This window comes from Roseburia sp. TF10-5, assembly GCF_003462365.1.
In the GTDB taxonomy this organism is placed as follows: domain Bacteria; phylum Bacillota; class Clostridia; order Lachnospirales; family Lachnospiraceae; genus Roseburia; species Roseburia faecis.
The window spans coordinates 38946-65246 of sequence record NZ_QTYW01000010.1 but is presented as its reverse complement, the minus strand read 5'-3'; the positions used below and the strand labels follow the sequence as shown (position 1 = coordinate 65246).

At 42.2% G+C, this 26301-nt stretch carries 20 protein-coding genes; 2 read left to right on the top strand and 18 right to left on the bottom strand.

The features are described from left to right. Window positions 1-30: 30 nt before the first annotated feature. From DXD06_RS10600 to DXD06_RS10555, 10 genes are all read right to left on the bottom strand, one after another. The gene (locus DXD06_RS10600) at window positions 31-1017 is read right to left on the bottom strand and encodes a hypothetical protein (RefSeq protein ID WP_147343624.1); all 987 of its coding nucleotides are present in this window, start codon (window positions 1015-1017) and stop codon (window positions 31-33) included. Between the two features lie 298 nt (window positions 1018-1315). Further along, window positions 1316-1894, bottom strand: a complete 579-nt coding sequence (locus DXD06_RS10595; protein WP_117831660.1) for a tyrosine-type recombinase/integrase — start codon at window positions 1892-1894, stop codon at window positions 1316-1318. Window positions 1895-2063: 169 nt separating this feature from the next. Further along, on the bottom strand, window positions 2064-2567 hold the full coding sequence (locus tag DXD06_RS10590; protein ID WP_158569523.1) for a DUF4358 domain-containing protein: 504 nt from the start codon (window positions 2565-2567) through the stop codon (window positions 2064-2066). 4 nt (window positions 2568-2571) lie between these two features. Next, window positions 2572-3819, bottom strand: a complete 1248-nt coding sequence (locus DXD06_RS10585; RefSeq protein WP_117831656.1) for a transglutaminase domain-containing protein — start codon at window positions 3817-3819, stop codon at window positions 2572-2574. Between the two features lie 177 nt (window positions 3820-3996). After that, a complete protein-coding gene (locus DXD06_RS10580) occupies window positions 3997-4365 on the bottom strand; it encodes an ArsR/SmtB family transcription factor (RefSeq protein ID WP_117831654.1) in 369 nt (122 codons plus the stop codon). A 39-nt stretch (window positions 4366-4404) separates the two neighbouring features. Beyond that, a complete protein-coding gene (locus DXD06_RS10575; RefSeq protein WP_117831651.1) occupies window positions 4405-6333 on the bottom strand; it encodes a heavy metal translocating P-type ATPase in 1929 nt (642 codons plus the stop codon). 102 nt (window positions 6334-6435) lie between these two features. Further along, on the bottom strand, window positions 6436-6654 hold the full coding sequence (locus tag DXD06_RS10570; RefSeq protein WP_117831649.1) for a cation transporter: 219 nt from the start codon (window positions 6652-6654) through the stop codon (window positions 6436-6438). 573 nt (window positions 6655-7227) lie between these two features. Next, on the bottom strand, window positions 7228-8454 hold the full coding sequence (locus DXD06_RS10565) for a YibE/F family protein (RefSeq protein WP_117831647.1): 1227 nt from the start codon (window positions 8452-8454) through the stop codon (window positions 7228-7230). 2 nt (window positions 8455-8456) lie between these two features. Then, entirely contained in the window at window positions 8457-10250 is a 1794-nt protein-coding gene (locus DXD06_RS10560; protein WP_117831645.1) for a metallophosphoesterase, read from the bottom strand. A gap of 147 nt (window positions 10251-10397) precedes the next feature. Continuing rightward, a complete protein-coding gene (locus DXD06_RS10555; RefSeq protein WP_117831643.1) occupies window positions 10398-10856 on the bottom strand; it encodes a ferritin-like domain-containing protein in 459 nt (152 codons plus the stop codon). Between the two features lie 200 nt (window positions 10857-11056). Between DXD06_RS10555 and DXD06_RS10550 the strand changes: the two genes are divergently transcribed. Together DXD06_RS10550 and DXD06_RS10545 are read left to right on the top strand one after the other, a co-directional pair. Further along, the gene (locus DXD06_RS10550; RefSeq protein WP_117831641.1) at window positions 11057-12433 is read left to right on the top strand and encodes a sodium-dependent transporter; all 1377 of its coding nucleotides are present in this window, start codon (window positions 11057-11059) and stop codon (window positions 12431-12433) included. Window positions 12434-12445: 12 nt separating this feature from the next. Then, a complete protein-coding gene (locus DXD06_RS10545; RefSeq protein WP_022045054.1) occupies window positions 12446-13441 on the top strand; it encodes an aldo/keto reductase in 996 nt (331 codons plus the stop codon). A gap of 55 nt (window positions 13442-13496) precedes the next feature. Here DXD06_RS10545 and DXD06_RS10540 read toward each other — a convergent pair whose 3' ends face one another. The 8 genes from DXD06_RS10540 to DXD06_RS10515 all read right to left on the bottom strand — a co-directional run bounded on the left by DXD06_RS10540 (window position 13497) and on the right by DXD06_RS10515 (window position 25914). After that, complete coding sequence (locus DXD06_RS10540) at window positions 13497-17060, bottom strand: Ig-like domain-containing protein (RefSeq protein WP_117831639.1); 3564 nt, start codon at window positions 17058-17060, stop codon at window positions 13497-13499. Window positions 17061-17197: 137 nt separating this feature from the next. After that, complete coding sequence (locus DXD06_RS17120; RefSeq protein WP_158569522.1) at window positions 17198-17347, bottom strand: hypothetical protein; 150 nt, start codon at window positions 17345-17347, stop codon at window positions 17198-17200. Window positions 17348-17439: 92 nt separating this feature from the next. Then, window positions 17440-17610: a hypothetical protein gene (locus DXD06_RS17115; protein WP_158569521.1), complete on the bottom strand. Its 171-nt coding sequence runs from the start codon at window positions 17608-17610 to the stop codon at window positions 17440-17442. Continuing rightward, window positions 17607-18443 (bottom strand): hypothetical protein, encoded by an 837-nt coding sequence (locus DXD06_RS10535; RefSeq protein ID WP_117831636.1) that lies wholly within the window; start codon window positions 18441-18443, stop codon window positions 17607-17609. The genes DXD06_RS17115 and DXD06_RS10535 overlap by 4 nt, the downstream gene beginning before the upstream one ends. 127 nt (window positions 18444-18570) lie before the next feature. Beyond that, the gene (locus DXD06_RS10530) at window positions 18571-19824 is read right to left on the bottom strand and encodes a sensor histidine kinase (protein WP_117831634.1); all 1254 of its coding nucleotides are present in this window, start codon (window positions 19822-19824) and stop codon (window positions 18571-18573) included. After that, entirely contained in the window at window positions 19821-20540 is a 720-nt protein-coding gene (locus DXD06_RS10525; protein WP_117831631.1) for a LytR/AlgR family response regulator transcription factor, read from the bottom strand. The genes DXD06_RS10530 and DXD06_RS10525 overlap by 4 nt, the downstream gene beginning before the upstream one ends. 27 nt (window positions 20541-20567) lie before the next feature. Then, window positions 20568-21626, bottom strand: a complete 1059-nt coding sequence (locus DXD06_RS10520) for an iron-containing alcohol dehydrogenase family protein (protein ID WP_117831709.1) — start codon at window positions 21624-21626, stop codon at window positions 20568-20570. 181 nt (window positions 21627-21807) lie between these two features. After that, window positions 21808-25914, bottom strand: coding sequence for a glycosyl hydrolase (locus tag DXD06_RS10515; RefSeq protein ID WP_117831628.1), 4107 nt, complete (start codon window positions 25912-25914; stop codon window positions 21808-21810). Between the last annotated feature and the right edge of the window lie 387 nt (window positions 25915-26301).

Sequence of the window (26301 nt, the reverse complement as noted above, 5' to 3'; positions counted from 1 at the left end):
AAAAGAAAATATTTAAAATTTTCTTTTCGGTTATATTTTTGCTGGCATAGAACGCAATGCTGCCTCATATTCCTCAAGAGAATATTTTCTTAAAATTTGTTCTTTTGTCAATCCAAGATCCATCATATTTTGAATTGCATCGAGTCTTTCTTCGCGTTTGCCTTCAAGTCTGCCTTTTGCTTTTCCACGAGCTTCCCCTAGTTCCAGCAATTCCTCCGACTGTAATTTTAAAATCTTGCCACCCATAACATCACCCAATCCTTTCCTAATGGTATTGTTTTTTGGAATGATATAATCTGCAATCTGTTCAATCAGAACAATCATATCCATATAAAGATGTGATTTATTTTCTTTTTCTGCTGTTTCTTCAAGTCTTCGGTTAATTTCACGGAAATCAGCTAACAATTGTTGTAACTTTCTGGTATCCATCCCGTTGTGCTTCAAAAAGTGCTCATACCGTAAAATATGATACGGTAGCAAAATCAGCAGCCGTTTCTCAAAAATGCGGTCAACGGTATACTTTTTTGCCTGTAAAATTGGAACACGGTAGCGCATTTTTTGTCCATCCGCAAACTTCACGACCGCTTCGTGATAGTCGGGGAGATCACGGTGGTTACGGATATAGAGAACGCAGGACTGTGGAAATTCAATTTCCCAGATTTCGTCATTTTCATAAGAAGCGTGCTCGATCGCAATCGAAATATCATACTCGAACATTCGTATAACCATCGTTTTGTCTTTCGAGGACTGGCATTCCAGATGATAAATGTGATTGCCAATCTGGATAATAGAATCTGTAATCACAGTGCCATATTTTTCATAATGTTCGTTCCGCAACTGTTCAAAATGTTCTTCTTCACTGTAAGAAGTGTGGAATACTTCATTGATCAGAGGAATCAGAAGCTGTGGCATTTTCTGAGCAATTGTTCGGAAAACATCATCAAAAATGGTGCTGTGATCGGTTGCTTCATCGTTGGCATCTGGCAGTGAAGCTGTCAGAATGTCAGATTTCTCCATGTGGTATCCTGCCTTTCCTTTAGTATATATCATAAACGTCTGTTTTTACAATATGAAAAAATAAGAAACAGCTCTGCTATGACACGTTTATGAAATTTTAATTCCAATTGTGATTTATGAGCGAAATGCTCCCCATGATTGCTGCGTGCTGCCTTTTCTGGCAACAATGCTCTGGCATCAGATTTGGAATATAGATATTTATTGAAAATAGAATAACGCATTTTATGATAAAAGTCAAACATTTTATGAAAGAGAACGCTTTGTATAGGGTATCGCAACAAAGCATTCCCCGAACGTTTTACAGATTAATATTCAGATAAACAAGATCCTTTTCGTCCTGTTCAATTCCAAGGTAACGTTTCGTGATATGAAACGAAGAATGGTTAAAGACATTCATTAAAAGTGCTGGCTGGATGCCTTCCTGCCACGCATAGTAGCCAAAGGTTTTCCGGAGAGAATGACAGCTGATGGATTCGTCACTTGTTGTGTGTGCTGCGTCTTCTTTTATGATGCGGTAAGCCTGTGAACGGCTGAGCGGTTTATAAGGGTTTGTCCGTTTGGAGAAAACATATTCTTCCGGATCAGGATTCTTTTCCATAAAATATAGATACAGGGCATTTTTCGCGTTCTGGTTTATCGCAATATAATTTCTTTTTCCTGTTTTATGTTCCCATATCAAAAGGTGATCCCGAAAACAGTTCTTTTTAAAATCATAGACACTTCTCCAGCGAAGATTTAATAGATCGCTGATTCTCAGTGCAGTGTTTAATCCCAATACAACTAAAGTATAATTTCGCAGATGCGGTTTTACCTGCTTGTAGTATGAACTGAAATTCTGCAGTTCCTGTCGGTTTCGGATCGGTTGTGTTGTTCCCATAAAAATTACTCCTTTCAAGCCAAAAATAAAATGCTTTTGTGACATAAAATGCAACATTCTATAAAAGAATGTTGCATTTTTTATTAATTGTACACCAGTGCCGCCCATTTTATACATTTATAAAAAAGAACGGTTCCCAACTTACCGTCAGAAACCGTTCTTTTTGTTATTATTTTTTGATAGCATCCTCAAAGGCTTTACGCACATCATCATTATGATTGGTAATGATAAGCACCGCATACTGCCCTTCTGTAAAGATCAAGCCGTCCTGAATCCTGCTGACCTGCTTTGGCTCATAGGACTGCAGCAGATTATATCGATCCTGCTGATGCTTTGTCAGACTTTCTTTTGCCTCGTCCACATCTGCTTTATCTTTCACCGCGATTACAACAATTTCATCTGCTTTGTGTCCATCCGAGGAATAACTTACAAAATAACTGTCTACCTTTTTATATTCCATATCAGAAATATGGGAAAAATTGTCCTCTGCATCTTTTTCTGTACTGCTTGCATTAAGCATCTCCGGAAGATCCGGATCTGCAGCCTCCATCGCTGTACGCAAGTCATACATACTGACCGTATTTTGCGCGTTTTTCCCAGAACCGCACCCGGCACACGCAATCAGTAATGTAAGTACAGACACCAGACAAATGCCTTTTTTTATTTTTTCCATTCGATTAATTTTCCTCCACTGCTTCCTCGGTACTGAATGTTGCGCCGTTTGCTGCGGCTTCATTCATCGTCATATCTGCGCCACCGATGATCTGTTCTTCTGTTGACACTCCCATATCACCGTTGTTCATCGGAGTCAGCCCTTCAAATGCTTTCTGAACTGCCTTGTCTATCTTCTGCTGCTCCTTCTCGCTGATATTCTGACTTGTATTGTCCGTGTTATATCCCGGCATGGTAACATTAAATAAATATCCTTTTCCATCCGGATCCTGAATCCAGTTGTAAGTTCCCAGACTGTATGGCATATCCTTATAGCTTCCGGACATCAGGAAATTGTCAATGGCAGAAGCTATGGCATTTGCCACCTGCGCTTTTTCCTCTGTAATATCCTCTTTAAACGCAACCATGACCCCACCAAGCTTTTTGTCCATGGCAGCACGCAAGGCTTTCGGCAGATCATATATACTGTCCACTGTTTTCTTGTTCTGGTATGCCATATTGTACTTTAATGAGCTGGCTGCCGGGAAGTAATCGCGATCCCAGCTCTGGGACTGTCCATACATGGCATCCGTCACATTAAAGTTCGCATAATTTCCATTTCCTGCATCGGAATAAATATCGGTAATGTACCAGTCTCCGTCAATTTTTACCACATCCCAGCTATGGAATTTTTCTGTATTATGTTCCACTTTACATTCAATTCCCATCATCTGCATGAACATGCGGAATGTCGTCGCGTAACCGACACATACGGCATTGTGGTATTTTAACACCCCATATGGATTATCACAGTCTTCCTGTGTACTCGGAATAACGGTCAGGGCACCGGAATCCTGCTGCAGTTTTTTGGTCATCCAGTCATACACGGCCTTTTCTTTTTCAAAATCAGACATGCTGTCCTTGATCTTCATATCCTTGATCGCTTTTTTTGCCATATCAAGGGTTTCTTTTTCTTTATCCGTCAGCTTAGAAGTGTCTCCGGATTTGTAAGCATCCGAAATATTTGTTGTTGGTTTAATTTCATAATTTTCCGCAATTTTTACATAATCTTCGGTTGTCTCCGGATTTTCTTCCTTCTTCTGCTCGGCTATGTAGGATTTTAGAGTTACCAGATTAAATGCGGAAATCGTGGTACTTCCTACAACACCGGCTGCCAGTACCACCGCAACGACTCCTTTCCACGCCCCGTTCTTTTTCTTCTTTGGTTCTTCCGGCTGTACGGAATTACTTTTTACACTTTCATAGGTTTCCATAATTTATTCGCCTTTCTTCCTTTTTCTTTATGCTATCAACAGAATTATTTTTCTGTGCTTCCTAATTATAGCAATAAAAAAGCGAAAAATACGAATCTTTAAAGAAATTTAAACAAATATTAAGATACCCAAAAACAGGGACTTCCTTTTGAAAGTCCCTGTCGTGCCTGATAATTTTTACATAATATCTTCTTCTATATGTTCCCGTCCCTGCGCAATGATTCTTCTTACATGCTCATCCGCCAGCGAATAAAATACAGATTTTCCCTCTCTGCGGCTTTTTACCAGTTTGTTCTGTTTTAAAATCCGAAGCTGATGGGAAATGGCAGACTGCGTCATCGACAATACTGCCGCCAGATCACAGACACATACTTCGGCTTCAAACAACACAAACAAAATCCGGATACGGGTAGAATCTCCAAATACCTTGAACAATTCTGCCAGATCATACAATTCTGTTTCTTCTGGCATCGTATCATGGACGATCTTCAACAGATCCGGATGTACTTTGTTCTCACTGCAACATTCTATCTTTTCTCTTTCCATGAGTTTCTCCTCTCCGCCGGAAAATGGATAACCGCAACATTATAACTTCTTTACAAACAATGCGCGGATCGCATTTAATACTGCAATCACCATAACTCCGACATCTGCAAAAATTGCCATCCACATATTTGCAATACCAATCGTTCCGAGGAACAGGCAGATCAGTTTGATTCCGATTGCAAAGTAAATATTTTCATATACAATGCGCATACATTTCCGGGCAATCCTTATTGCTTTGGAAATCTTGATCGGATCATCATCCATCAGGACAATATCCGCAGCCTCAATCGCTGCATCCGATCCAAGTGCCCCCATCGCGATACCTACATCCACGCGGGAAAGTACCGGTGCATCGTTAATTCCATCCCCGACAAAGGCAACCGTGGATTTCTCCGGCTTATTCTGTAATAATTGTTCCACCCGTGCCACTTTATCTGCCGGAAGCAGCTGGGAATGAACTTCCGTAATACCAACTTCTTTTGCTACCTGCTGTGCCACACGGTCATCGTCTCCTGTCAGCATCACAAGACGCTGCACACCGGAATGCTTAAGCGACTGCATTGCCTCTGCGGCATGTGGTTTGATCACATCTGCGATCAGAATATGCCCCGCATAGTTTCCGTCAATGGCAAGATGGACGATCGTTCCGGTGCAACTGCACTCGCGGTAAGCAATGCCTTCTTTTTTCATCAGCTTGTTATTTCCGGCGGCAACCTTATGCCCATCGACTATGGCAATCACTCCGTGTCCGCCAATTTCCTGCACATCGCTCACACGCTCCATGTCCAGTTTCTTTCCATATGCTTTCTGCAAACTGATACTGATCGGGTGTGTGCTGTGACACTCGGCAAGTGCCGCATATTCTAACAATTCTTCTTCCTTTTTTGTATAAACCGGATGTCCGGATTTTACCGGGCAGCTCTCAGCGTCACAGGTATCACTGTGGATTCCACAGACTTCAAATACGCCCTGTGTGATCGTGCCTGTTTTATCAAATACAACGGTTTTGGTGGCTGCAAGTGCCTCCAGATAGTTGGAGCCTTTGACAAGAACACCTGCGGCACTGGCTCCTCCGATTCCGGCAAAGAAACTCAGTGGAATACTAATGACAAGCGCACACGGACAACTGATAACAAGGAATGTCAGGGCACGGTAAATCCAGGTTCCCCACTCTGCCGGAAGTCCCATAAAAAGCATTCTTACAATTGGTGGCAGAAATGCAAGCGCCAGTGCACCGTAGCAGACTGCCGGGGTATAATAGTGTGCAAATCTTGAAATAAAATTCTCGGAGCGTGATTTTTTAGAGCTTGCATTTTCAACCAGATCAAGGATTTTTGACACTGTAGATTCCCCGAATTCACGGGTGGTACGGATCTTTAACAAGCCGGACAGGTTAATACATCCGCTGACGATTTCTTCTCCAACAGCCACTTCACGCGGTACACTTTCTCCGGTCAAGGCACTGGTATTTAAAGAAGAATGTCCTTCTACTACCACGCCATCAATCGGCACTTTTTCTCCTGGCTGAACGATAATCACGGTACCGATCTCCACCTCATCCGGATCAACTTTTTCCATCTGTCCGTCTTTTTCGATATTTGCATAATCCGGACGGATATCCATCAGATCGCTGATGTTCCGGCGGCTTTTGCCAACGGCATAGCTTTGGAACAATTCTCCGATCTGGTAGAACAACATAACTGCAACGCCCTCTTTATAATCTCCCAGCGCGATCGCACCTACGGTTGCGACTGCCATCAGAAAATTTTCGTCAAAGACCTGCTTGTTGCAGATGCCTTTCCAGGCTTTTTTTAAAATATCATAACCGATCACAAGGTATGGAATCAGATAAAGGACAAATTCAAGTACCTTCGGAATGGAAACAAAGTTCCCTGCTACCGCAAATGCAATTATTAAAATAGCAGATAAAATAATCCGTTTTAATACTTTTTTCTGTTTTTTATTCATAGCAGCCTCCTGTCTGATATCTATGGGAAAAGCCAGAAATCCTTTCCTGTCTGCCGGAATGATTTCTGACTTTCTGCCTTAGACATCATCTTTATGTTTGGATTAAAGGAAAATTTCACAATCGTCTTCTACTTTTTTGCAGTTCTTTAATACGTCCTGCATAACAGACTTTGCGTCTGCACCGTCTTCAAATTCTACGTTCATCTTCAGTGTCATGAAGTTTACAGTTGCATCCTTTACTCCTGCAGTTGCTTTTGTTGCTTCCTCCATTTTATTTGCACAGTTTGCACAATCCACATCAATTTTGTAAGTCTTCTTCATAGCCGGTTTCCTCCATACTTTTCATTTTACATTTTATTACTCTTTCATATGAGCACTTGTTCATATGTTTGATTTTATTATAGCGTAAATTCAATAAATGTCAATAGGAGCTTTCATGATTATGAAAATTTTATGATTTTATGATTTTTATTTCGATATAAAAGACAGGTTGCTGATTAGACCTTGCATTTTCCTATGTTGAGACATATAGAAAATTTCTTACAGATTATGTCCCTCCTTTTTTCTTCTGAGACTTATAGAATTTAACTTATCGATTATGTCCCACTTTTCTTTCCTCTTGGGACTTATAGAACATTTCTTGCAGATTATGTCCCGCCACTCTTTCCCAGCGGGACTTATAGAAGATTCCTTTATTGTTATGTCCCCTCAACAACATTATATGGGACATACTGTAATTTTTTTCTCTATATGTCCCAACAGATCTAATCTACGGGACATTTCTTATATTTGCTCCGCATATGTCCCACTTTCCGATTCTGTCGGGACATTTCTTACATTTTTTTCTGCATATGTCCCCGTTGTCAGACATTGCCAATTGCAAATATGTATTATTTAAAATTCCTCATCCAATCCCTCGTCCGATTCCGTACCTTCATAAAGATATTTCTCATTCTCCAGATCCGAATCATCATAGATCGGCTGCACCAATGATTTTTTTGTCATCTTTTTATTTCCGACAAGCCAGGCTGCCGCTGCTGCTGTAATCGGTACAGTCAAAACTACACCGAGCGTTCCGGAAAGCCCCTGCATGATCTCCGTGACAATCACATAGGAATTGATCAGCTGATTATAACTTAAATTATATGCATAATTGACCACAAGGGTAGATAATGCACCCCCAACATAAGCAAAAATCAGAGTATTTGCCATCGTTCCCATCATATCGCGCCCCACACGGATACCGGATACAAACAGATCTTTCCCACCCAGCTTGGGATTTCGGTCATACAGCTCCTGAATGGTAGAGGCAATCGACATTCCAACATCCATCGTTGCTCCAAGTGCTGCTATGATAATTCCGGCAAACAGAAGCTGCCCGATCTTTATATGTGTATTCTGTGCAACATAGTTCAAGGTTTCAATATCTGACACATTGTAACCAGTGATGCCTGCAGCTTTACCGAACAGAATGGCCGCAATCGCTGCTATGATAACGCCGCTGACCGTACCGATTACAGCAGACGCTGTTTTTTTGGAAACCCTACCTAAAAGCCACAGCGTTAATAGTGTTGATAACAAAACAACTACAATGGTAATTCCAATTGGTGATACTCCCTGATACATCAGTGGAAACATCAGATAGATGATACAAACGCCGGTAAATACCAGACTCGCGATGGCTTTGATTCCTTTCTTTCCGCCAATGACACAGACAATCAGACAGAAAAACAAACCAAACAGATAAATTGCTGCGGTCCGATCCTTACTGTAGACAGTCACTACATTATTATCTCCTGTCGTACTGACGATTACGATCACGTGCGAACCAATCTGGCAGTTTTCCATTCCAAACAGAGAACCACTCGGATTCACTGCATCCAGTTCTTCTCCGGTATGCGCTCCGGATTTTATCTGCACACGCACTTCCTGTGTTCCATAACGCTGCCCGTCTTCCGCCAGATTATCCTTTGTAATTTTTGTCACGATGGCTTTTTCGTAACTTTGGCCTTCCGTGGAAATCAAAGGTACTTTTTCGAATTGATTTACTTTTCCCAACAAGAGCAGGAACCCCAAAAGGCACAGGGTTCCTACTAAAAATTTCTTCCAGTTTTTCTTCATTGTTATTTAGCTGCTTTCTTTACTGCTTTCTTTGTAACAGTAATTGTAATTATTTTACTTGCTGCCTGATACTGGCTGGTTGCTGCTGCCTTCACCGTAATTGTAACCTTTCCGGCCTTTTTTACGGTAACTTTTCCGTTTTTATCAACAGTTGCAACCTTTTTGTCGGAAGATGTATAAGTAAGCGCCGTTTTGGCTTTTGCATTTAAGGAAAAGGCTTTTTCTCCTACGTTTTTCTTGTAAGAGTTCTTCGCCTGTACCGTCTGTTTTACGGCATCTTTTACAATCGTATAGGTTGTTGATCCCTGTAACTTCTGTCTGGTTGTTGCATCATAAGTTGTAACAGAAAACTTCTTGTCAGTTACCTTTACTACCGAATAGGTTGGTGTCCATGTCTGGCTTCTCTCGGAAATATAATCCTGTTTGGAAGCAATCAGGTTATAGAATTTTGAACCTGTTGCAGAGTTTGCTTCTAAATATACGGTTCCTTCCGGATTGGTAACGGTTCCGCCAACGGTCTTGTTTACGATTTCATAGCAGTTATTCTGTGCCTGATAATCACTGTCTTTTTCAGCTTCCTCTACAGATTTGTATCCATAAGTGCTGTAAGAAGTATGATCCTTTCCATCCCCCTCAAGCTGGAAGGTTCTGGAATAGGTATGATCATGTCCCTGCATCACCACATCAATCTTATACTTATCCATCAGTGGAGTAAGCTGTGTACGAAGCACCATACCATCGGAATCGGAATGGTCGTAACCACTGCCGTAAATATCCTGATGAAATACCACAATACGCCATTTGGCATCTTTATTCTCATTGATTGCTTTTTTCATGACATTCTCATGCGTTGCACAGTTATAGTTGTTTGTGTCAAGAACAATGAACAGGACATTTCCATAACGATAATAGTAATCGGTTCCTGCCTTTGTCTTTCCCTGTACATAATTGGTATCGGTATCGGAAAAAGCATTTGGATTATTAAAATGCAGGCTGTACTGATTCGAAACACTGTCGTGGTTACCAATGGTCGTTGCTACCGGAAGGAAAGTCAGTGCCTCTGCCCCAAGATATCCTGCATATTCCCGCTCGTTGCTTCCGTAGTTCACCTGATCTCCTGCTGACACAAGAAAACTTACATCGGAATGATCTTCGAGTGCTTCATTTAATACGTTGTTCCAGTTATAGCTGTCATTTCTTGCAGCAAGATTTTTTTCCGGTGCAGAAGTTACAACATTTCCTGCATTTTCCATCTTTTCACTCTCACTGCTGGTCTGGCCTTTGGAAGCCCCGATCTGCGGATCCCCGACATACAGGAAAGAAAATTCATCAAATGCCTGTGTGGTATAGTTTTGTGTATCCTGCCACTTTCCATCCTGAAATACCTGATAATAATAGCTGGTATTTTCTTTGAGCCCGCTTACGGTTACTTTATTGGAAAAATATTTTGTGGTATCTATGGTCACAGCTTCGGTCTGCGCTCCGGTGAACTCTGTCGCACCATCCATATTCTGTCTGGTAGAAATTCTCACCTTTGGAGTCTCAGCCGTTTTGCTGTACCATGCATAATTTAATTTTGTCTCGTCCGCACCCGGAGTCAGCGATACATGTTCATACTCACTGCTGTAAGCAGCCCAGTTCTTTTTCCAGTTGCTCCAGTCTGTAGACTCCCGGGAAGCATCATTCCAGTGTTCCGTTGCTGCTGCAATCTTTGTCGGGATACCAGTGGCAAACATTCCTGCCAATACAGCGGTGGAGAGAACTCCTGCTGTAAGTTTCATCACATTTTTTCTCATAATTCTTTTGTTCTCCTTGTGAAATCTGTAAGATTTATTACAGGACTTATAATAAACGGGTTATGTAAGATATACTATCCGGTTTCTGTAATCTTTTTGTAAAAACAAAAAGAGTGGATGCTTTGGGACATCCACTCCACATGACGGCTATGCCATGCCGTTTACGGTTTTATATTTATAGAGCATCTCCGCGTGGTTTTGTTCTTCCACCTGGATATCTGCCAGAAGTTTGCGCACATCGGAATCTCCAAACGCAAAAACATCGGTATTATAGGTCCCGGACACCATTTTTTCGGAACCGATACTGTCCGTGGCAAGGAAATTGTCGTTTTTCTTGTCTTCTGGATTGGTCATGGAATCATAGGTTGCCTTCGGCGCATATTCTTTTCCCTCTCTGTCATTGACGTTGCAGGACGGGACACTGCCTTTCATGACCTGTTCCAGAGACTCCACATGCTTTTGCTCCTTTTTTTCCAGATCGGCAAACAAATCCCGAAGCACCGGGTCCTTTGCTTCCTGTCCGTAACGTTTGTACTTCTCCACGCAGGAAAGTTCCTGTGTGTGCAGATCCTCAATTGTAGCCATCTCTTTTTCTGTTAAAACCATGGTTTAACCCTCTTTCTTTCCATAAGATAATCTTGTTGATTGCAGAACATGAACACTCCGCAACCTTCTCCTCTAGTATCTGTAAAAAAATACAACACATACCTGGTAAAATTTCGTCAAAAAGGGTTGAAACTTCTCACAACAGATTGTATAATTTCGTTTGTATTTTATACAATGTTTACAAAAAGGTGGATTATTTTATGGAAGAACGAGAAAAATTAAAATCCCGTCTGGGATTCATTCTCCTGTCAGCCGGATGTGCGATCGGAATCGGAAACGTATGGAAATTTCCATACACTGCCGGACAGGGCGGAGGCGGTGCCTTTGTGCTGTTTTATCTGTTGTTTCTGATTATTCTCGGACTCCCGATCATGACGATGGAATTTGCGGTTGGGCGTGCCAGCCAGAAAAGTCCGGTCAAAGCCTACCATGCACTGGAAAAACCCGGACAGAAATGGCATATCCACGGGATTATCACATTGATCGGCTGCTATCTTCTTATGATGTTTTATACAACGGTCACCGGCTGGATGCTTCATTATTTTTATATGACGGTCACCGGACAGTTTCAGGGACTGGATGCCGACGGTGTCTCCGGACAGTTTACCACAATGCTGAGCAAACCTCTGACCATGGGCTTCTGGATGGTGGTAGTTGTTTGCGCCGGCGTATTTGTCTGCTCCCGTGGACTGCAGAACGGTCTGGAAAAAGTAACAAAGGTCATGATGACTTCTTTGCTTATCATCATGATCATTCTGGCAATCAACAGCTTTTTTATGGATGGTGCAAAAGAAGGCCTTGCCTTTTATCTGATCCCGGACTTTGAACGGATGAAACAGATCGGTATTGCAAAAACCATTACGGGTGCCATGAACCAGGCATTTTTCACGTTAAGCCTTGGAATCGGCGCGATGGCAATTTTGGGAAGTTATATCGGAAAGGAACGCTCTCTGCTTGGTGAATCGGTAAATATTGCCATTCTGGATACGTTTGTTGCTATCACCTCCGGACTTATCATTTTTCCGGCATGCTTTACGTTCCATGTTGACCAGACTTCCGGACCAAGCCTGATTTTTATCACCCTGCCGAATATTTTTAACCATATTCCGCTTGGCAGACTCTGGGGAAGCCTGTTCTTTTTGTTTATGTTTTTTGCAGCGTTTTCCACAATCCTGGCAGTATTTGAGAACATCATCTCCTGCGGTATGGAACTGACCGGATGCAGCCGCCAGAAATCCTGTGCCGTTAATCTGGTACTGATCATTGTACTCTCCCTGCCATGTGTACTCGGATACAATGTATGGAACTGGAAAGGTTTTTCGATCTTTGGCGGGTCTGTGCTTGACCTGGAAGATTTTCTGGTAAGCAACCTGTTCCTGCCTCTCGGTTCCCTGGTATATCTGCTGTTTTGCACAAGCCGCTACGGCTGGGGCTGGAAAAACTACACAACCGAAGCCAATACCGGAAAAGGATTAAAAATTAAAAACTGGATGCGCGGCTACATTACCTATATTCTGCCGCTGATTGTGCTTTTTATCTTTGGATTTGGCATTTATGATAAATTTTTTACAAACTAAGGAGGATTTCTTATGTATCACGCAAATGAATCACGTTACGAAACCATGAAATACCACCGCTGCGGCGACAGCGGACTGATGCTGCCGGAAGTATCTTTGGGCTTCTGGCACAATTTCGGAGATACCGGTGTTTATGAAAATATGAGACAGATGTGCTTTACGGCATTTGACCACGGGATCACACATTTTGATCTGGCAAACAACTATGGACCGCAGCCGGGCAGTGCGGAGGAAAATCTCGGGAAGATCCTTCGGGAAGAGCTTTCTTCCTACCGCGATGAACTGATCATCAGTTCCAAAGCCGGTTTTGACATGTGGCCGGGGCCTTATGGAAACTGGGGCAGCCGCAAGTACCTGATCGCCAGCCTTGACCAGAGCTTAAAACGGCTCGGTCTGGACTATGTAGATATTTTCTATCACCACCGCATGGATCCGGATACACCGCTGGAGGAAACCATGGGTGCACTCGACCAGATCGTGCGCAGCGGAAAAGCATTGTATGTCGGTCTGTCCAACTATGACGGGGAAACGATGAAACGCGCGGCTGCCATTCTGGAAGATCTGCACTGTCCATTTATTATCAACCAGAATTCCTACAATATCTTTAACCGTACCATTGAGGAAAACGGTTTAAAACAAGCTGCTGCAGATGGTAAGAAAGGAATTATTTCTTTCAGCCCTCTCGCGCAGGGTATGCTGACCGACCGCTATCTAAACGGCATCCCAAAAGACAGCCGTGTCAACACGGACGGACGTTTCCTGCATGCGGATCAGTTTGATGAAAAGCGGATGGCAAGTATCCGGAGCCTGAATGAGATTGCGGCTGCCCGTGGTGAAAGCCTCGCACAGATGGCACTCAAATGGGTGATCCGGGACGGTGTGGTTACTTCCGTTCTGATCGGAGCTTCCCGCCCGGCACAGATTCTTGAAAATCTGAAAGTGTTAAACTCTGCTCCGTTTACGGAGGAGGAACTGAAAAAAATTGATCAGTGTGCACTTTCTCTCTAGGTAAAACAAAAACCCCGGATATTTATTTCCGGGGTTTTGTCTTTTCCTGCATCTGCTACTTGACTTTGACTTTTAATTTTAAAACTTTGGTCTTTCCATTGTTTAAGGTTACTGTCACGCGAATGGACGCAGTTCCTTTTTTGTTCGATTTTATGGTACCCTTCTTGTTTACAGATGCAATTTTTTTGTTATTGCTCTGATAAGAAATGCTTTTTACATTGTCCATATTTAAGGTGGCTGCCAGAGAAACCTTCTTTTGTTTTCCCTTCTTCACCTGAACGATTTTATTCTTCAATGTAACCGTTTTTAATATGTTCGCTGTAACCTGATCCATATCTTTCTGATCCATAAGGACATAATCCTTTTTGGAATCTGCTGAAAAATTCACATTTCCGGCTTTTGTAACCGTATAACTCTTATCGTTTACAAGGACATAGGCACCTGTCTTTTGATCTTTTGCACACACATACAGCTTGTTTCCGGTCTGTATGTCTGCTGTATTTACGGTCAGTGTATAGCTTACGTCGCCAGCCGGATCGGTAACCTGGATCGTCACATCTGTGTGTTTTCCATCGTTTTCTTCCAGTATCTGATTTATCAGATCAGCGGTCACCGTTGTTTTGATGGCTTTATTTTTCCGGGTTCCGGTAACGGTTACGGTTGGTGTTTTTTGTCCGGCCGCGTTTCCATCGGACGGTGTTTGTGTACCAGCTGTATTTCCGTCAGACGGAGTTTCTACATCGGTTTTGTTTCCGTTGGACGGTGTTCCCCCTCCGGCTGTGTTACCACCCGAAGTATTTCCACCACCAGAACTTCCTCCGGAAGATGAGCCGCCTCCAGTTGCTCCACCACCTCCGGAAGATGAGCCGCCTCCGGTTGCTCCACCGCCTCCGGAAGATGAGCCGCCTCCGGCTGTTCCACCGCCTCCGGTGGAACTGTCCTCTTTGATTGTAACGGTCGCGGCTTCACTTGTCACTGTTTCGTAATAAGTCTGTCCATCCTTATCATCCGGCTCATATACTGCCTTAAACTGATAAGAACCGCCACGTTTTAAGCCTGATACAACCGTATCGGCTTCCCCATATACGAGTTTTTCCTGTGCCTTTATTATGGTTCCGTCCTGATAAAAAGAAATCGAACCAAGCGGAATACTGCCATTTCGGACTCCATCTACCTTTGCATACAGATGTACGGAATTACCGTTTTCTGTCTCTGCCGTAAGACGAATCGATGGTTTCGCCGCTGTAATGGTAAAGGTTCCGACTTTTTCCACTATCACATCGTACTGGTTTCCATCCACTTTAAACCAGACATCATAACTACCCGGCTGCACCGGAACAACATTTTTCCCATCCTGCCGATAGAAAACTTCAGGCTTTACCTGCGAATCTACCGTCTGTCCGTTGTCCGTTCGGACTACATTTACCGTGGAAACAAGGCAGCTCTGTTTCAGCCCTGTGTACGCAGCTGTCTGCTGGATGGTATCATACTGCATCTTTACGGCAATTGGATTTACCGTCACGGTTTCGTTTGCCTGGGAAGGAAGTGCCCTGTAGTTTTCATTGGCTGCTCCTGCACCTGCATAAGAAACTGTAATTGCATTTTCTCCCATATGAAATCCGTTTGTCTCTGAAACCGGAATCTTTATGGCTGCCTCTCCGTTTTGAAGCGTGATGCCGGATACTTCATAAGGGGTCTGGTTAATGTATACCGAAAAACCAGCAGACGGCACGTTCTGTCCCTGTAAGCTGCTATCTGTATAGACCGTCTGCACGGTAAAATTCAGTTCATCCTGCATGGACACGGCCGTTGGTAATCCATTTATCGTAGTGGTTGTTTCCTTTGAAGTAGCCGTCGAACCGGATGTATCCGGATCTTTGTTTACAATCAAAACTACCTTCTGCTCAATTTGTTCATCTGCTGAAAATGGACGGATTGTGATGTAGTAGGTTCCCGGTTCTGGCAGTTTCAGTTCGCCACTAGTAGCATCTTCATAAAATTCCGGTGTAATTGTATGTACCCCGTCCTGATTTGTCTCCGGATGAAATGCCAGTCTAAGATCCGAAACATTGGCATTTCCATCATCACCAACCGTTGAATAATATATATGATTATTGAACTCTACTTCGTATGTAAGTGGAACCTGATATAAAGTTTTCCCATTTTCGGGTGTCCCTTCCTGCCATTCCACATCCAGATAATACGATTTATCACTACTCATAATATTTGAAACATTCGCCAAAAGTACAGGATTTTTTACTGTAACATTTTTTACCGCAACCGGTTCATCCCCTGACAACTCACTGGTTTTCCAGATTTCTCCGTTTCCAGACGATGTCCGTTCCAGTGTCATTCCCGCCTGTCCGTCTGTCGGTGTAAAAGAAACCACCGTATCCGCAGCCCTTCCAAGTTCCAGATAGGTGTGACCATACTCCGCAATTCCGGATTTTCCATTTCTTCCATTCAGGGTTTCAAATGTAAGTGCACCCGTAATGGTATCTGTAACATTCAGCTTCTGTTCTTTTCCTAAGATCAGTCGGTTTCCTGCTGAATCCGCACTCACAATCGAATGTACCTGTGGAGTTTCCATCTGGGAAAGATCAATCGCACTTGCCCCTTCCAGCCTGACCGTACAGCTGTCCAAAGCTGCCGGTGCAAATGTTCCACCGCCCTTTACTGTGAGGTTTCCTACTTTGCTTATACCTGGAATTCCGGTATAGGACTGGTCGGTATCTATGGTCAGAAATGTCTTCCCTGCGTGATTTTCGGATACTCCGTACACCTGTTTCGTATCGGAACCGGTAAGTGAAATTTCCACATCGCCGGAAACCGTATATTGTCCATCCGCTGCCGGTGGATCCGGCTCCTGCGTGGAAAACCAGTCATCCTGATTTACATATGGTTCAATGGCACCGGATGCATAGATTTCCCCATTTTGCGTACCGGAAACGTGCGCAAGCACGATCTGTGTCTTACCGTCATATGTTCCGTTCATGGAACCGGCATAAATATTCCCCAGATTGGTACCACCACCCGTAATCAGAATCTGTGCCTCTGATCCCGGATGATCCCCCATATTCTTTCCATTCTCATAAAGAGAACCGCCAAAGATATCTACATAGCGGAATCCGCTGTCGCACGTAACATTCTCAAGAACAAGTTTATGCCCATTTGCAAAAATTGCATCGTGCAGACGATTGGAAAACCGCAGCGTAATGTTTTTAAATGTCACATCCGTATTCAGGATAAATCCCCCCTTACGGTTGGAAAAAGTATTTCCATTTCCATTGACGGTCACGCTTTTATCAAAAATAAACGGTTCCGCAGCCTCGGCATTTAAAAAAGCACCACTTCCCAAAATTGAGATTTCATCCCCATTGCCGGCAGCCGCATAGGCATCCTCAAATAAATTGTAGGGATTTCCATAGCTTCCATCTCCAGAATGGGTAGAATTTCCATCTTTAAATTCCGTATAGATCGTTCTTGCCGCTGTCTGCACAGCCTCCTGCGCCTTTACCGGCACGACAGGCTGCACGGTAATACACATGGTGAGCACGATAAAAAATGCCCATAGACGTTTTGCTACATTGTCTGGTTTCATCTGCTTGTTCTTTTTCATCCATTTCTCCTGATAATCAGAACAGGGGGATGAGTCAAAAACTCATTCCCCTGTCACTTCATTGATAGTCTCTGCCATCATCCTAACATGGTTTCCTGTCAGCGTCAACAAATTTATGACCTGTTTTTATACCTATATCATCTGCTGATTTTATATTTTATTATTTCTATCTGTTCTATCTGTGTGATATCAATCTTCTGATTGAAAATATAACGAGCCCCACAATATTTCATTTCACTTGCAGATGCATAGCCATCTCCAAGCTCTTCAAGATCTGTACCATCCATGAAAGGATGTTTCTTTTTTTCAGTTCCTTTTCTGTCATCGGTAAGAGGTAACTCTCCTATGGAATATTGCTTTCCGTCTTTTGTTGTTGCAACTACATGATAAAAACACCCTTTTTCTCTCCAGTCATTGACGGGACAAATATCTTTTGTTCTTTTCTGCCATCATCTTCTCTACTGTTTGATTTTGCATCAGAATTTTTTCCACACGCACACAGACAATATAGCATTGTAAAAATTAATAAGTACAGACTGATTTTCTTCATTCATAATCCTCCAATTTCTTTTTCTTTAAAACACTAAGGATTAATATGCTTCCTATCACTATAATTCCAATGCCAGCCACATATTTCATCGAACTTCTGCTCTGTACTCCAACTCCTGTACTTACCTCAGAATCTTCAATATAAGTATCTGAAATCTCCGCTACAGAATCAAATGAATAGACACCGCTTTCCACATTTTGAGTTTCCGGAATTTTCTCCATAACCGGATACTGATACCCTAAGGAAATCCAGACACGTGCTGTTTCATCATCCATCCCAAGTGCAACCGGCTGTCTCATTCCCGGTTGACTTCCCACCAGTACTACTCTCGTACAGTCCGATAATGCCTCTCGTTTTTCCAGAAGTATATCATAGTAAGGTTCCACTGTATGTTCTGCTATCTCTGTAATCATCCATTTTCCGACATGATTTTTTACTTCTTCCTGTTCTGCTTTTGTCAATACAGACTTTGCTTCTTCACGCAATGGAAGTCCTTTGGCTACGGTAAACATTCCATATGTCTTTTCCATTTTAAAAGGAATGACCCATACATAATTTGCACTTTCCAGAGCACTTGTGAGTTTTTTCGTATCTGCCGTCTGCAATTTTATAAGATTACAATCCACATATACTTTTAAAGCCTTGTCATAATCGATGGTTGCATCCGGCTCTTCTTTTTTCATTTCATCCTGTAAATTACTGATTTCTGTCCAATCACGGCTCGTTATTAACTGATCCTGATCTGAAACCGGTATTTCCGCGGCATAGACAGCAGAACCTGCTATCGTAAAAATTGTAATCATCATAAGCATTATTTTTAAAATATTTTTCATAGCCATCCCCCCTCTCTTGTGTATACTATACTTCATTTTTCCCATTATTCTTTCTGCATGTTAAAATTGGTTTGATTTTCGTCAAAATCTGCATTAAAAATCCCATAGCATACACCATGGGATTTTTTCAAAGATATAACACAATCTGAACCTCAAATATATTTTCATCGATATTTATAGATTTCCATCCCCCGTATTTGTCTACAACATCTGAAATATTCTGCATACCGATTCCATGCAATGCCTGTTGTTTCTTCCTTGTCAATAAACGTTCTCCCTGTTTATTGACTTTTCCATCAAACGTATTTTTCACCTGTATACCCAGAATTCCCCTGTCGTATTGTATCCGAATCTCCAAAAAACGATCTTTTATCTGCTCCATTGCCTCAATTGCATTGTCCAACAGATTTCCAAACAAAACATTCCAGTCATATCCATCCACTGGCAACTGGCACGGAATCACGATCTGCGACTGAATCTGACAGGACATTGCCTCCGCTTTTGCCAGTTTATGATTCAAAATCATATCCAGTTCCAGATTCCCCGTATTCACATACTTATGCTCCGTCTGCAAATGCTCACTCATTTTATTTACATATTCCTGTGCCTTATCATACCTTCCTTCATTAAGATATGTCTGCAGAAGATACATATGGTTTTTCATGTCATGCCGCAAAGAATCCAGCTTTTTCTGATTCTGCTGCATGATATGCATCTGCTCCTTATAGGCCATCATATGTTCCTTTAAAAGCCGTTGCTGCATTTTATCCTGATAAGCTTCTCCCAAACGGTCATACAAATAGAACATTCCAAGATCTACAACGATCATAATAGCCAGTGATAATACTGTTTTTGGCGAATTTTCGCCGGATACACTCTCAAGAGCATATATCCAGACAATATTTCCGGCTAATACAAGAATCATAAAGTAATAGTTCTGTGTTTCCATAACCCTTCGCCGACATATCACCTGTCTTATTCCCATTGCTATGAGCAGATTGACCATTGCCCCTGTGATGGTTCCCATTGCCCGCCCTTCGGAAAACAAAGAAAAATCTCCCAGATAATAATACAGGATAAATTCAATGGTAAGCCCCAGCAATACTGTAAAACAACCTGCCATTATTTTCTGTAGTATACTTCCTTCATACAATATACCTTCTGCCGCCCAGAGAAGCAGTACCATACTCACCGTAGTTCCCATGGCATTTCGAAAACCAAATGCAACAACTGTATTAATAAGCCATACGATCACATAAACAATATTTGCCATCCGTGGCAGTTTTCTTTTCTTTTCCAGAAAAACATCCGTCACTTTAAAACTTACATACACACTTAATATGTTACATACCGCTTCAAATATTCTTTCTATGTTATTCACCCACCACACCTCATCTTTTCCACAATTGCATGATCAAGGTTATTTTTCATAGACCGACTGACCGGAATGTCATCCCCATTGATCATGTGTACGCTGTCTTTCTGAAAAGATTCTGCATACCGCAGATTAATGACATAAGATTTATGTACCACGCAGAATAAATGCGGATTCAACGCAGGAATAACCTCCGAAAGTTTTCCATAAACACATAATATATCATTTGCTGTTACCACTTGAATTTTTCTGGCAAGGCTCTGCAAATAAAAAACAGAATGTTCTTCTATCCGTATCGCATTTCTTCCTTTCCCAATTTCTATAATATGTGGCTGAAACTGATACAGCCTTTCATATTCATCTAATATATAATCTACTCGTTCCTGTTGTATGGGTTTCACGAGGAAATTCATTGGACGCAGATCAAAAAGCTGCATGGCATACATTTCTTTTGCCGATACAAAAACAATCTGCATGGATTCATATTGGATCTGGGATCGAATCCAGTTTCCAACGATAATCCCCGAGCTGTCCCCTAATTCAATATCCAAAAATAACAAATCATACCTTTCGCTTTGCTGCAGTTTTTGAATAAATTCTGCTCCACTTGTATAACCGTCAACATCCACTTTTATTCTTTTCATTTCTGCAAACCGAAAAATACTTTGTTCCAATTTATAAATAAATTGTATATCATCATCACATATTGCTACTTTTATCATTGTATATCCTGTAATTTATTTTCCTCTCTATTTCAGGATTTCCTGCAGCCGCGCATCTGTATGCAGGAGTTCCTTCGCGCGATCCCTATATTGCTGCTCATGCAGATACGTATAGCGGAACGGTTTGATCGATGGTGCCAGATCAACTGCTTTCTCAAAATCCTCCCGCCGAAGATCCAGTGCTTTTACATAATCCCAGAACCCCGTCTGCGTAAAGATCGTGTCTACCCTCCGGTAACGATGATCCTGCACAACACTCATCAGATAGGTTGCAATGCCGACCTGAATCCCATGAAGCTGCGGATGCTCAAGCATCTTGTCCAGCGCATGAGAAATCAGATGTTCGCTGCCGCTCGTTGGCGCACTGCTGCCCGCAATCTCATTTGCAATTCCGCTCATCGCAAGAGAATCCAGAAGTTCCTTTAAAAACAGATCATCCTGTATCGAAGTAAACGGTGTGCGCACAAAACTGTTGACTGCTTTCTTAGCAATCATGACAGCAAAATCATTGACTTTTCCGTACCCATGTTCTTCCTCAAAAATCCAGTCATACAGTGCCGTAATTTTTGATACCATATCGCCGATGCCAGAATATAAAAATTTCTCCGGTGCACTGCGGATAATCTTTGTATCCACCACAATCCCATATGCAAGTTTTGCCGGAACGGACTTGCGCCGCCCCTCCACCAGAAGGGATGCACTGGCACTCGAAAAACCATCGCTCGATGCCGATGTCGGGATGCTGATAAACGGCAGATTTCGCAGAAATCCACAATATTTCGCACCATCAATCACTTTTCCGCCACCGATGCCGATGACTGCCTGCGTCTTCGCCGGCATGGAAAATGCAAGGCTGGTCAGATCTTCCAACCGCACGGTATCAAGTTCCTGATATTCTAAAATATCAATGTCCTCCTGCTGCAATGCTTCCATAACGGTAGAACCAAACATTTCTACAAGACCGTTTCCAAACAATACAACTACTTTCTGTAACTGTAACTCTTTTAAGTAAATCCCCAGATTGTCCAATGCACCCGCACCGATCTTTAAAAGTGCCGGAATGGAAATGTGTTTTCCTGCCATAATAAATGTTCTCCTTCTCATTCTCTTTTCTATTGATTTTAGTATAAACAAAGGTTCCTGAAATTACAATCAATTCCCCCGAAAAAACGCACACGCTTCTCTTTACAATTATGGGTAAGAAAAAAGACGATTTCCTGCGAAACCGTCTTTTTCTTATTAAAATTCTGACGAAACTCCTGTAAATTTACTTTGTCACTTTGATCGTCATCTTTACAGTCTTTGTCTTTCCGTTCTTTAAAGTGACTTTTACTTTCACCACTGCTTTGCCAGCTTTCTTTGCGACAATTGTACCATTTTTATTCACTGTTACAACCGACTTTTTGGAAGATGTATAAGTGATCTTCTTTACATTTTCCATGTTCAGACCCTTATCAAAAGTAACTTTTGCCTTCTTTCCGTTTGCAACCGTTTTCTTGATATCCTTTAATGCAACACTCTTTAAGATTTTACTGCTCAGAGCCTTTGCATCCTTCTCATTCAGCAGTACATAATCACCGGCATCTTTGGTATCCACTGTCACCGTTCCGTCTTTGGAAACCTTATAAGTCCTGCTGCTGATCAGGACTTTTTCTCCTGTCTTTTTATCAACTTTTACAAGTGTCAGCTTTTTGCCTGCCTGCAGATCCTTCGCATTGACAGATACGCTGTTCATCACTTTGCCGGAAGCGTTCTTCGTTGTCTGGGTAATCGTGATGTCGCTGGTTCCTGCCTCTTTGACTAATTTTGCAACCACATCTGCTGAAATTGTAGTCTTCTTTGTCTCGGAAGCGTTCTTTACTGTTTTTTCCAGCTGTGCCCGGGCATCTGTCACTTCTCCCTTATCGTTCTTTTCAACGGTAAGTGTCGCATTTGTATCTTTTGCAATATTCTCAAATGTTTTGTCCGTTTTCTGGGTTTCCGATGGTTTTGTATCCGGTGTTGTTGTGCTGCCGGAATTTCCACCAGAGGTGCTGCTGCCGGAGGAAGAATTTCCGCCATTATTTCCACTCTGGCTGGTCTGTTTTACTGCAATCAGGCCATCGGCATCTGCTTTTGCAGCTTCCGCGTCACTGATCGTTGTTCCTTTGAATGCATCAAAGTAAAGTACCGATTCCACATCTACCGCGGAACCTGCCGGGTTGGAATTACACCAGAGTCCGAATGCCTGCACATCTTTTAAAGCATCCCCACTAAGTTTTCCACCCATCTTCCCTTTAAAAGCGGAGAATGGAACGGTTACTTCATAGGCATCTTCTGTCTTCGCAAGATTGGTCAGATATACTTCATACTCTTCTCCTCCTGCCTTGATCTGTACAACAACCTTCTGCCCTTTTCCATCAAGTTTTGTCCAGAATTTCAATGCATTATAGGCTGAAAAATCTGTATTGCTCAGAGTTGCATTTACCAGACCCGTCCAGACTTCCGAACCAGTTGTTTTTAATTTGTAATTAAATGCAGCACCATATGTACCATCTGCCTTATGCTCCTGATCCAGCGTAAAGGACGAACTGCATCCAGCGGCAGAATTTCCACCGTAAGCTGCATCCAGAAGTCCATTACTCCCGACATAATAGTCAAAATTTTCCAGCACACCTGCCGGAGCTTTGTCCTTTTCTTTTCCGATACTCAGATTTGTGATCGTGGACAGTTCTTTTCCATCTGCAACGAGCGTAATGGATGCAACATCTGTTTTTCCGATCTGATCCATTTCCTCTTGTGTCAGCTGTGCCGTATAGCATCCATCGGAGCCTTTCGCAGCCGGCAATGTCAACTGTTTGCCCTTTGCCGTATCCTTTACAACAAACGATACCTCACCGGCATTGGAAACACTTGCTTTTAATGCAGTTGGCTTTAAAATCGTATCCATATCAAACGGTGCTACCATGTATCCGCTGACATCTTTGTAATTATCCGTCTTTACTCCTGCGTACTTATCGATATTTCCATAGAAATTCGTACCGTTTCCAAATACTGAATCCTCATTGTTGTAGTAATCAATAAACTCATTGATCATTTCCTGACCCATGGTATCACTGTATTTATACGGCACATAGAAATTGGTATCGCTGAAATTTGCCCATACCATATAATATGGCATGTCGTTTTTCTTTGCGATATCATTCACTTTCTGATACCAGTTCACACCCGACTTTGCCTCACTGACCGGATTATTTTTTACAAGAAGCCCTTCGTTATCACTTCCATCCTTCTTCATCACACGTACACCGGTCTCCGAAATTGCAGCCAGCTTGTTATGCTGTTTTGCAAGTGATGATACAACCTGACAGGTCTGATCCAGATGATCAAAGAACGACGTATCTGCTTCAGCCGGATAGGTATTAAAATCGTTGTAATAGTCAAATGCCAGAATATCTACATAGGCATCTCCCGGATAACGCGACATATACTCTGCCTCGGTCTCCAGCGGTCCGTTTGGTGAATACACATAAAGCATATTATGTACCCCTTTGGATTCCAGATACTCTCTGGTATATGCATACAGACTCTTATAACTTTCCGCCGTGTTTCCAGTTCCCCACCAGAACCATCCGCCGGTATTCTCATGCAGTGGACGGAAGATGACCGGGATATTCTCTTGTTCCAATGCATTGGCATAGAATGCAATCGTATCAAGATATGCCTTAAATACCTCATTCTTCTCTCCACCAGGCAAAATCTTCTTTAACGAATCACCGGATAAATCTTTTGCTTCATTAAAATCACAGTTATAGAAATCGTAGGTTCCATCTGCATTCTTTTTAATCTTTGCGTTGGTGAAATTCGGCATATGGGTGGATAAGGTAACGATTGCACCGTTTTGGGCCGCCTTTTTGCTGTAGTCAATGGAATTCTGCAGTGCAGATGCCGCATCCGTACCACCAGCCTCGCTTCCAAACAGTGCAAGGGAATCGATTCCAAAAATACCGCTGACAGAACCGGTCACATCATGGACATCTCCTAACTCATCCTTTGTTCCAACCGAACGGCTCACATCATTCTGATGTCCAAACAGTACCTGATCACTTTCGGTCAGTCCCTGCAGATATGCATACAATGCCTTTGCGCTATTGCTGGCATCCGGATCTGTCATGGTCAGGGTTTTATCTGTTGCTTCTGTTTTTGCCTGTGTTCCGTCTGTATTCGGTGTTGCGGTAATTGTCACAAAATCACCACTGGCATCCTTCTGGGAAAGTATCAGATTATCCAGATAAACATCCCCTGCAAAGGAACTGTTGGCTCCGATAAGTCCGATTGTCAGATCATCCATTGGTGTGGCAGATGGAGAAAATCCTAAAGTAACTGTAACTTTCTTATATCCGTTTCCTGCATCTGCTGCCTCGGACGAATCTATGCTGGTATCTTTATTGATTCCGCTATTGGAGAAAAATTTTATCTTGGAAATATTACTGTTTTCCGGATAAATCAAATCCACACTCACCTGATTATAATTGCTGATATCAGCCGGTGTCTCCGGTGTGAATTTCACTTTTGCCTCACTCCATGATTCGCCGGAGTTGGCTGTATAATCCAGGCTTACTTTTAATCTTCCGTCTCCGCCATTTGCATCATAGGAACATTTCGGAGCAGCATTTTCTTCTCCACCGTGGAAATACTGATATCCGGTTTCGCCTGCCCACAGATTTACCTGGGATTCATCATTTAAATCAGAAAGAACGGTTGGCTCCTGTTTGGTCAGTTCCTGTTTATCGCTTGATAAATTTGTGAGAACTACATTTGAAAATGTCACAGTTCCCTTAAATCCGGTTCCCACAAGAACGAATTCAACATCCATCAATGTATCCGGTGTTATTCCTGAAAACTTTACTTTCAGATCAGCTGAATAATTCTCCCCAACTTTCATAAAAGAATCCTTCTGCAGCCACTGGCAATCCGTACTGTTGTTCCATCCCCATTTTGATCCCAGTTTTGTTACACCCTGGATATTCAGATGCGCTTTATCTGCATCCAGCGACTGATAGGATGTTTCATCCAGTGTTACCTTTGCAGTTAATTCATACTCTTCATTCACATTTCCCGACGAGCCATTGATGGATTCATCATATACAAAAGTAATTTTTCCTTCACCATTCCAGTCATCTTCTTTCAATTCTGAAAAATCAATGGTTTTTGTTGTTTTTGCGCCCTCATTTTTGTACAGTTCTGTACGTGTTACTGTTGGTGCTGACGCTTCATTTGTTTCCGCCGCATACACCACCTCATTTTGTAAAAATGTGCATGCCTCCGGTGTCAGTGACCCCATCATTGCCGCTGCCAGCGTGATGGCAACAATCTGTTTTCCTACCCTTCTCATGTTTTTGCTCTACCTTTCCTTTCTTCTCCATTTCTTGTAAAAACCTTCCAGTGCCCTCCATCTATCCGGTTTCACTTAATAAAAAAGCAATTGCACGCTGCTTCCCATATTTCAGGGAGAGGGTACTGCATACTTGGGGAGTGCAGTAAAAATATGGGAACCAGTGTGCAATTGCTTTATTTATTTGATAAATTCAGTATATCATAAAGTAATTTTAAGTCAATATTTAGTTAATAGAAAATTAAACATTTGTAAAGTATTACTTAATTTAAAGTTTTTTAGTCTTTTTTTAGTCTTTTAATTAGACATTTTCACAAGAGGCGAAAGTACCAGTTCCTTATTAATTGAAAAAAGCACCTGTAAAACAGATTATGTTCTGCTCTACAG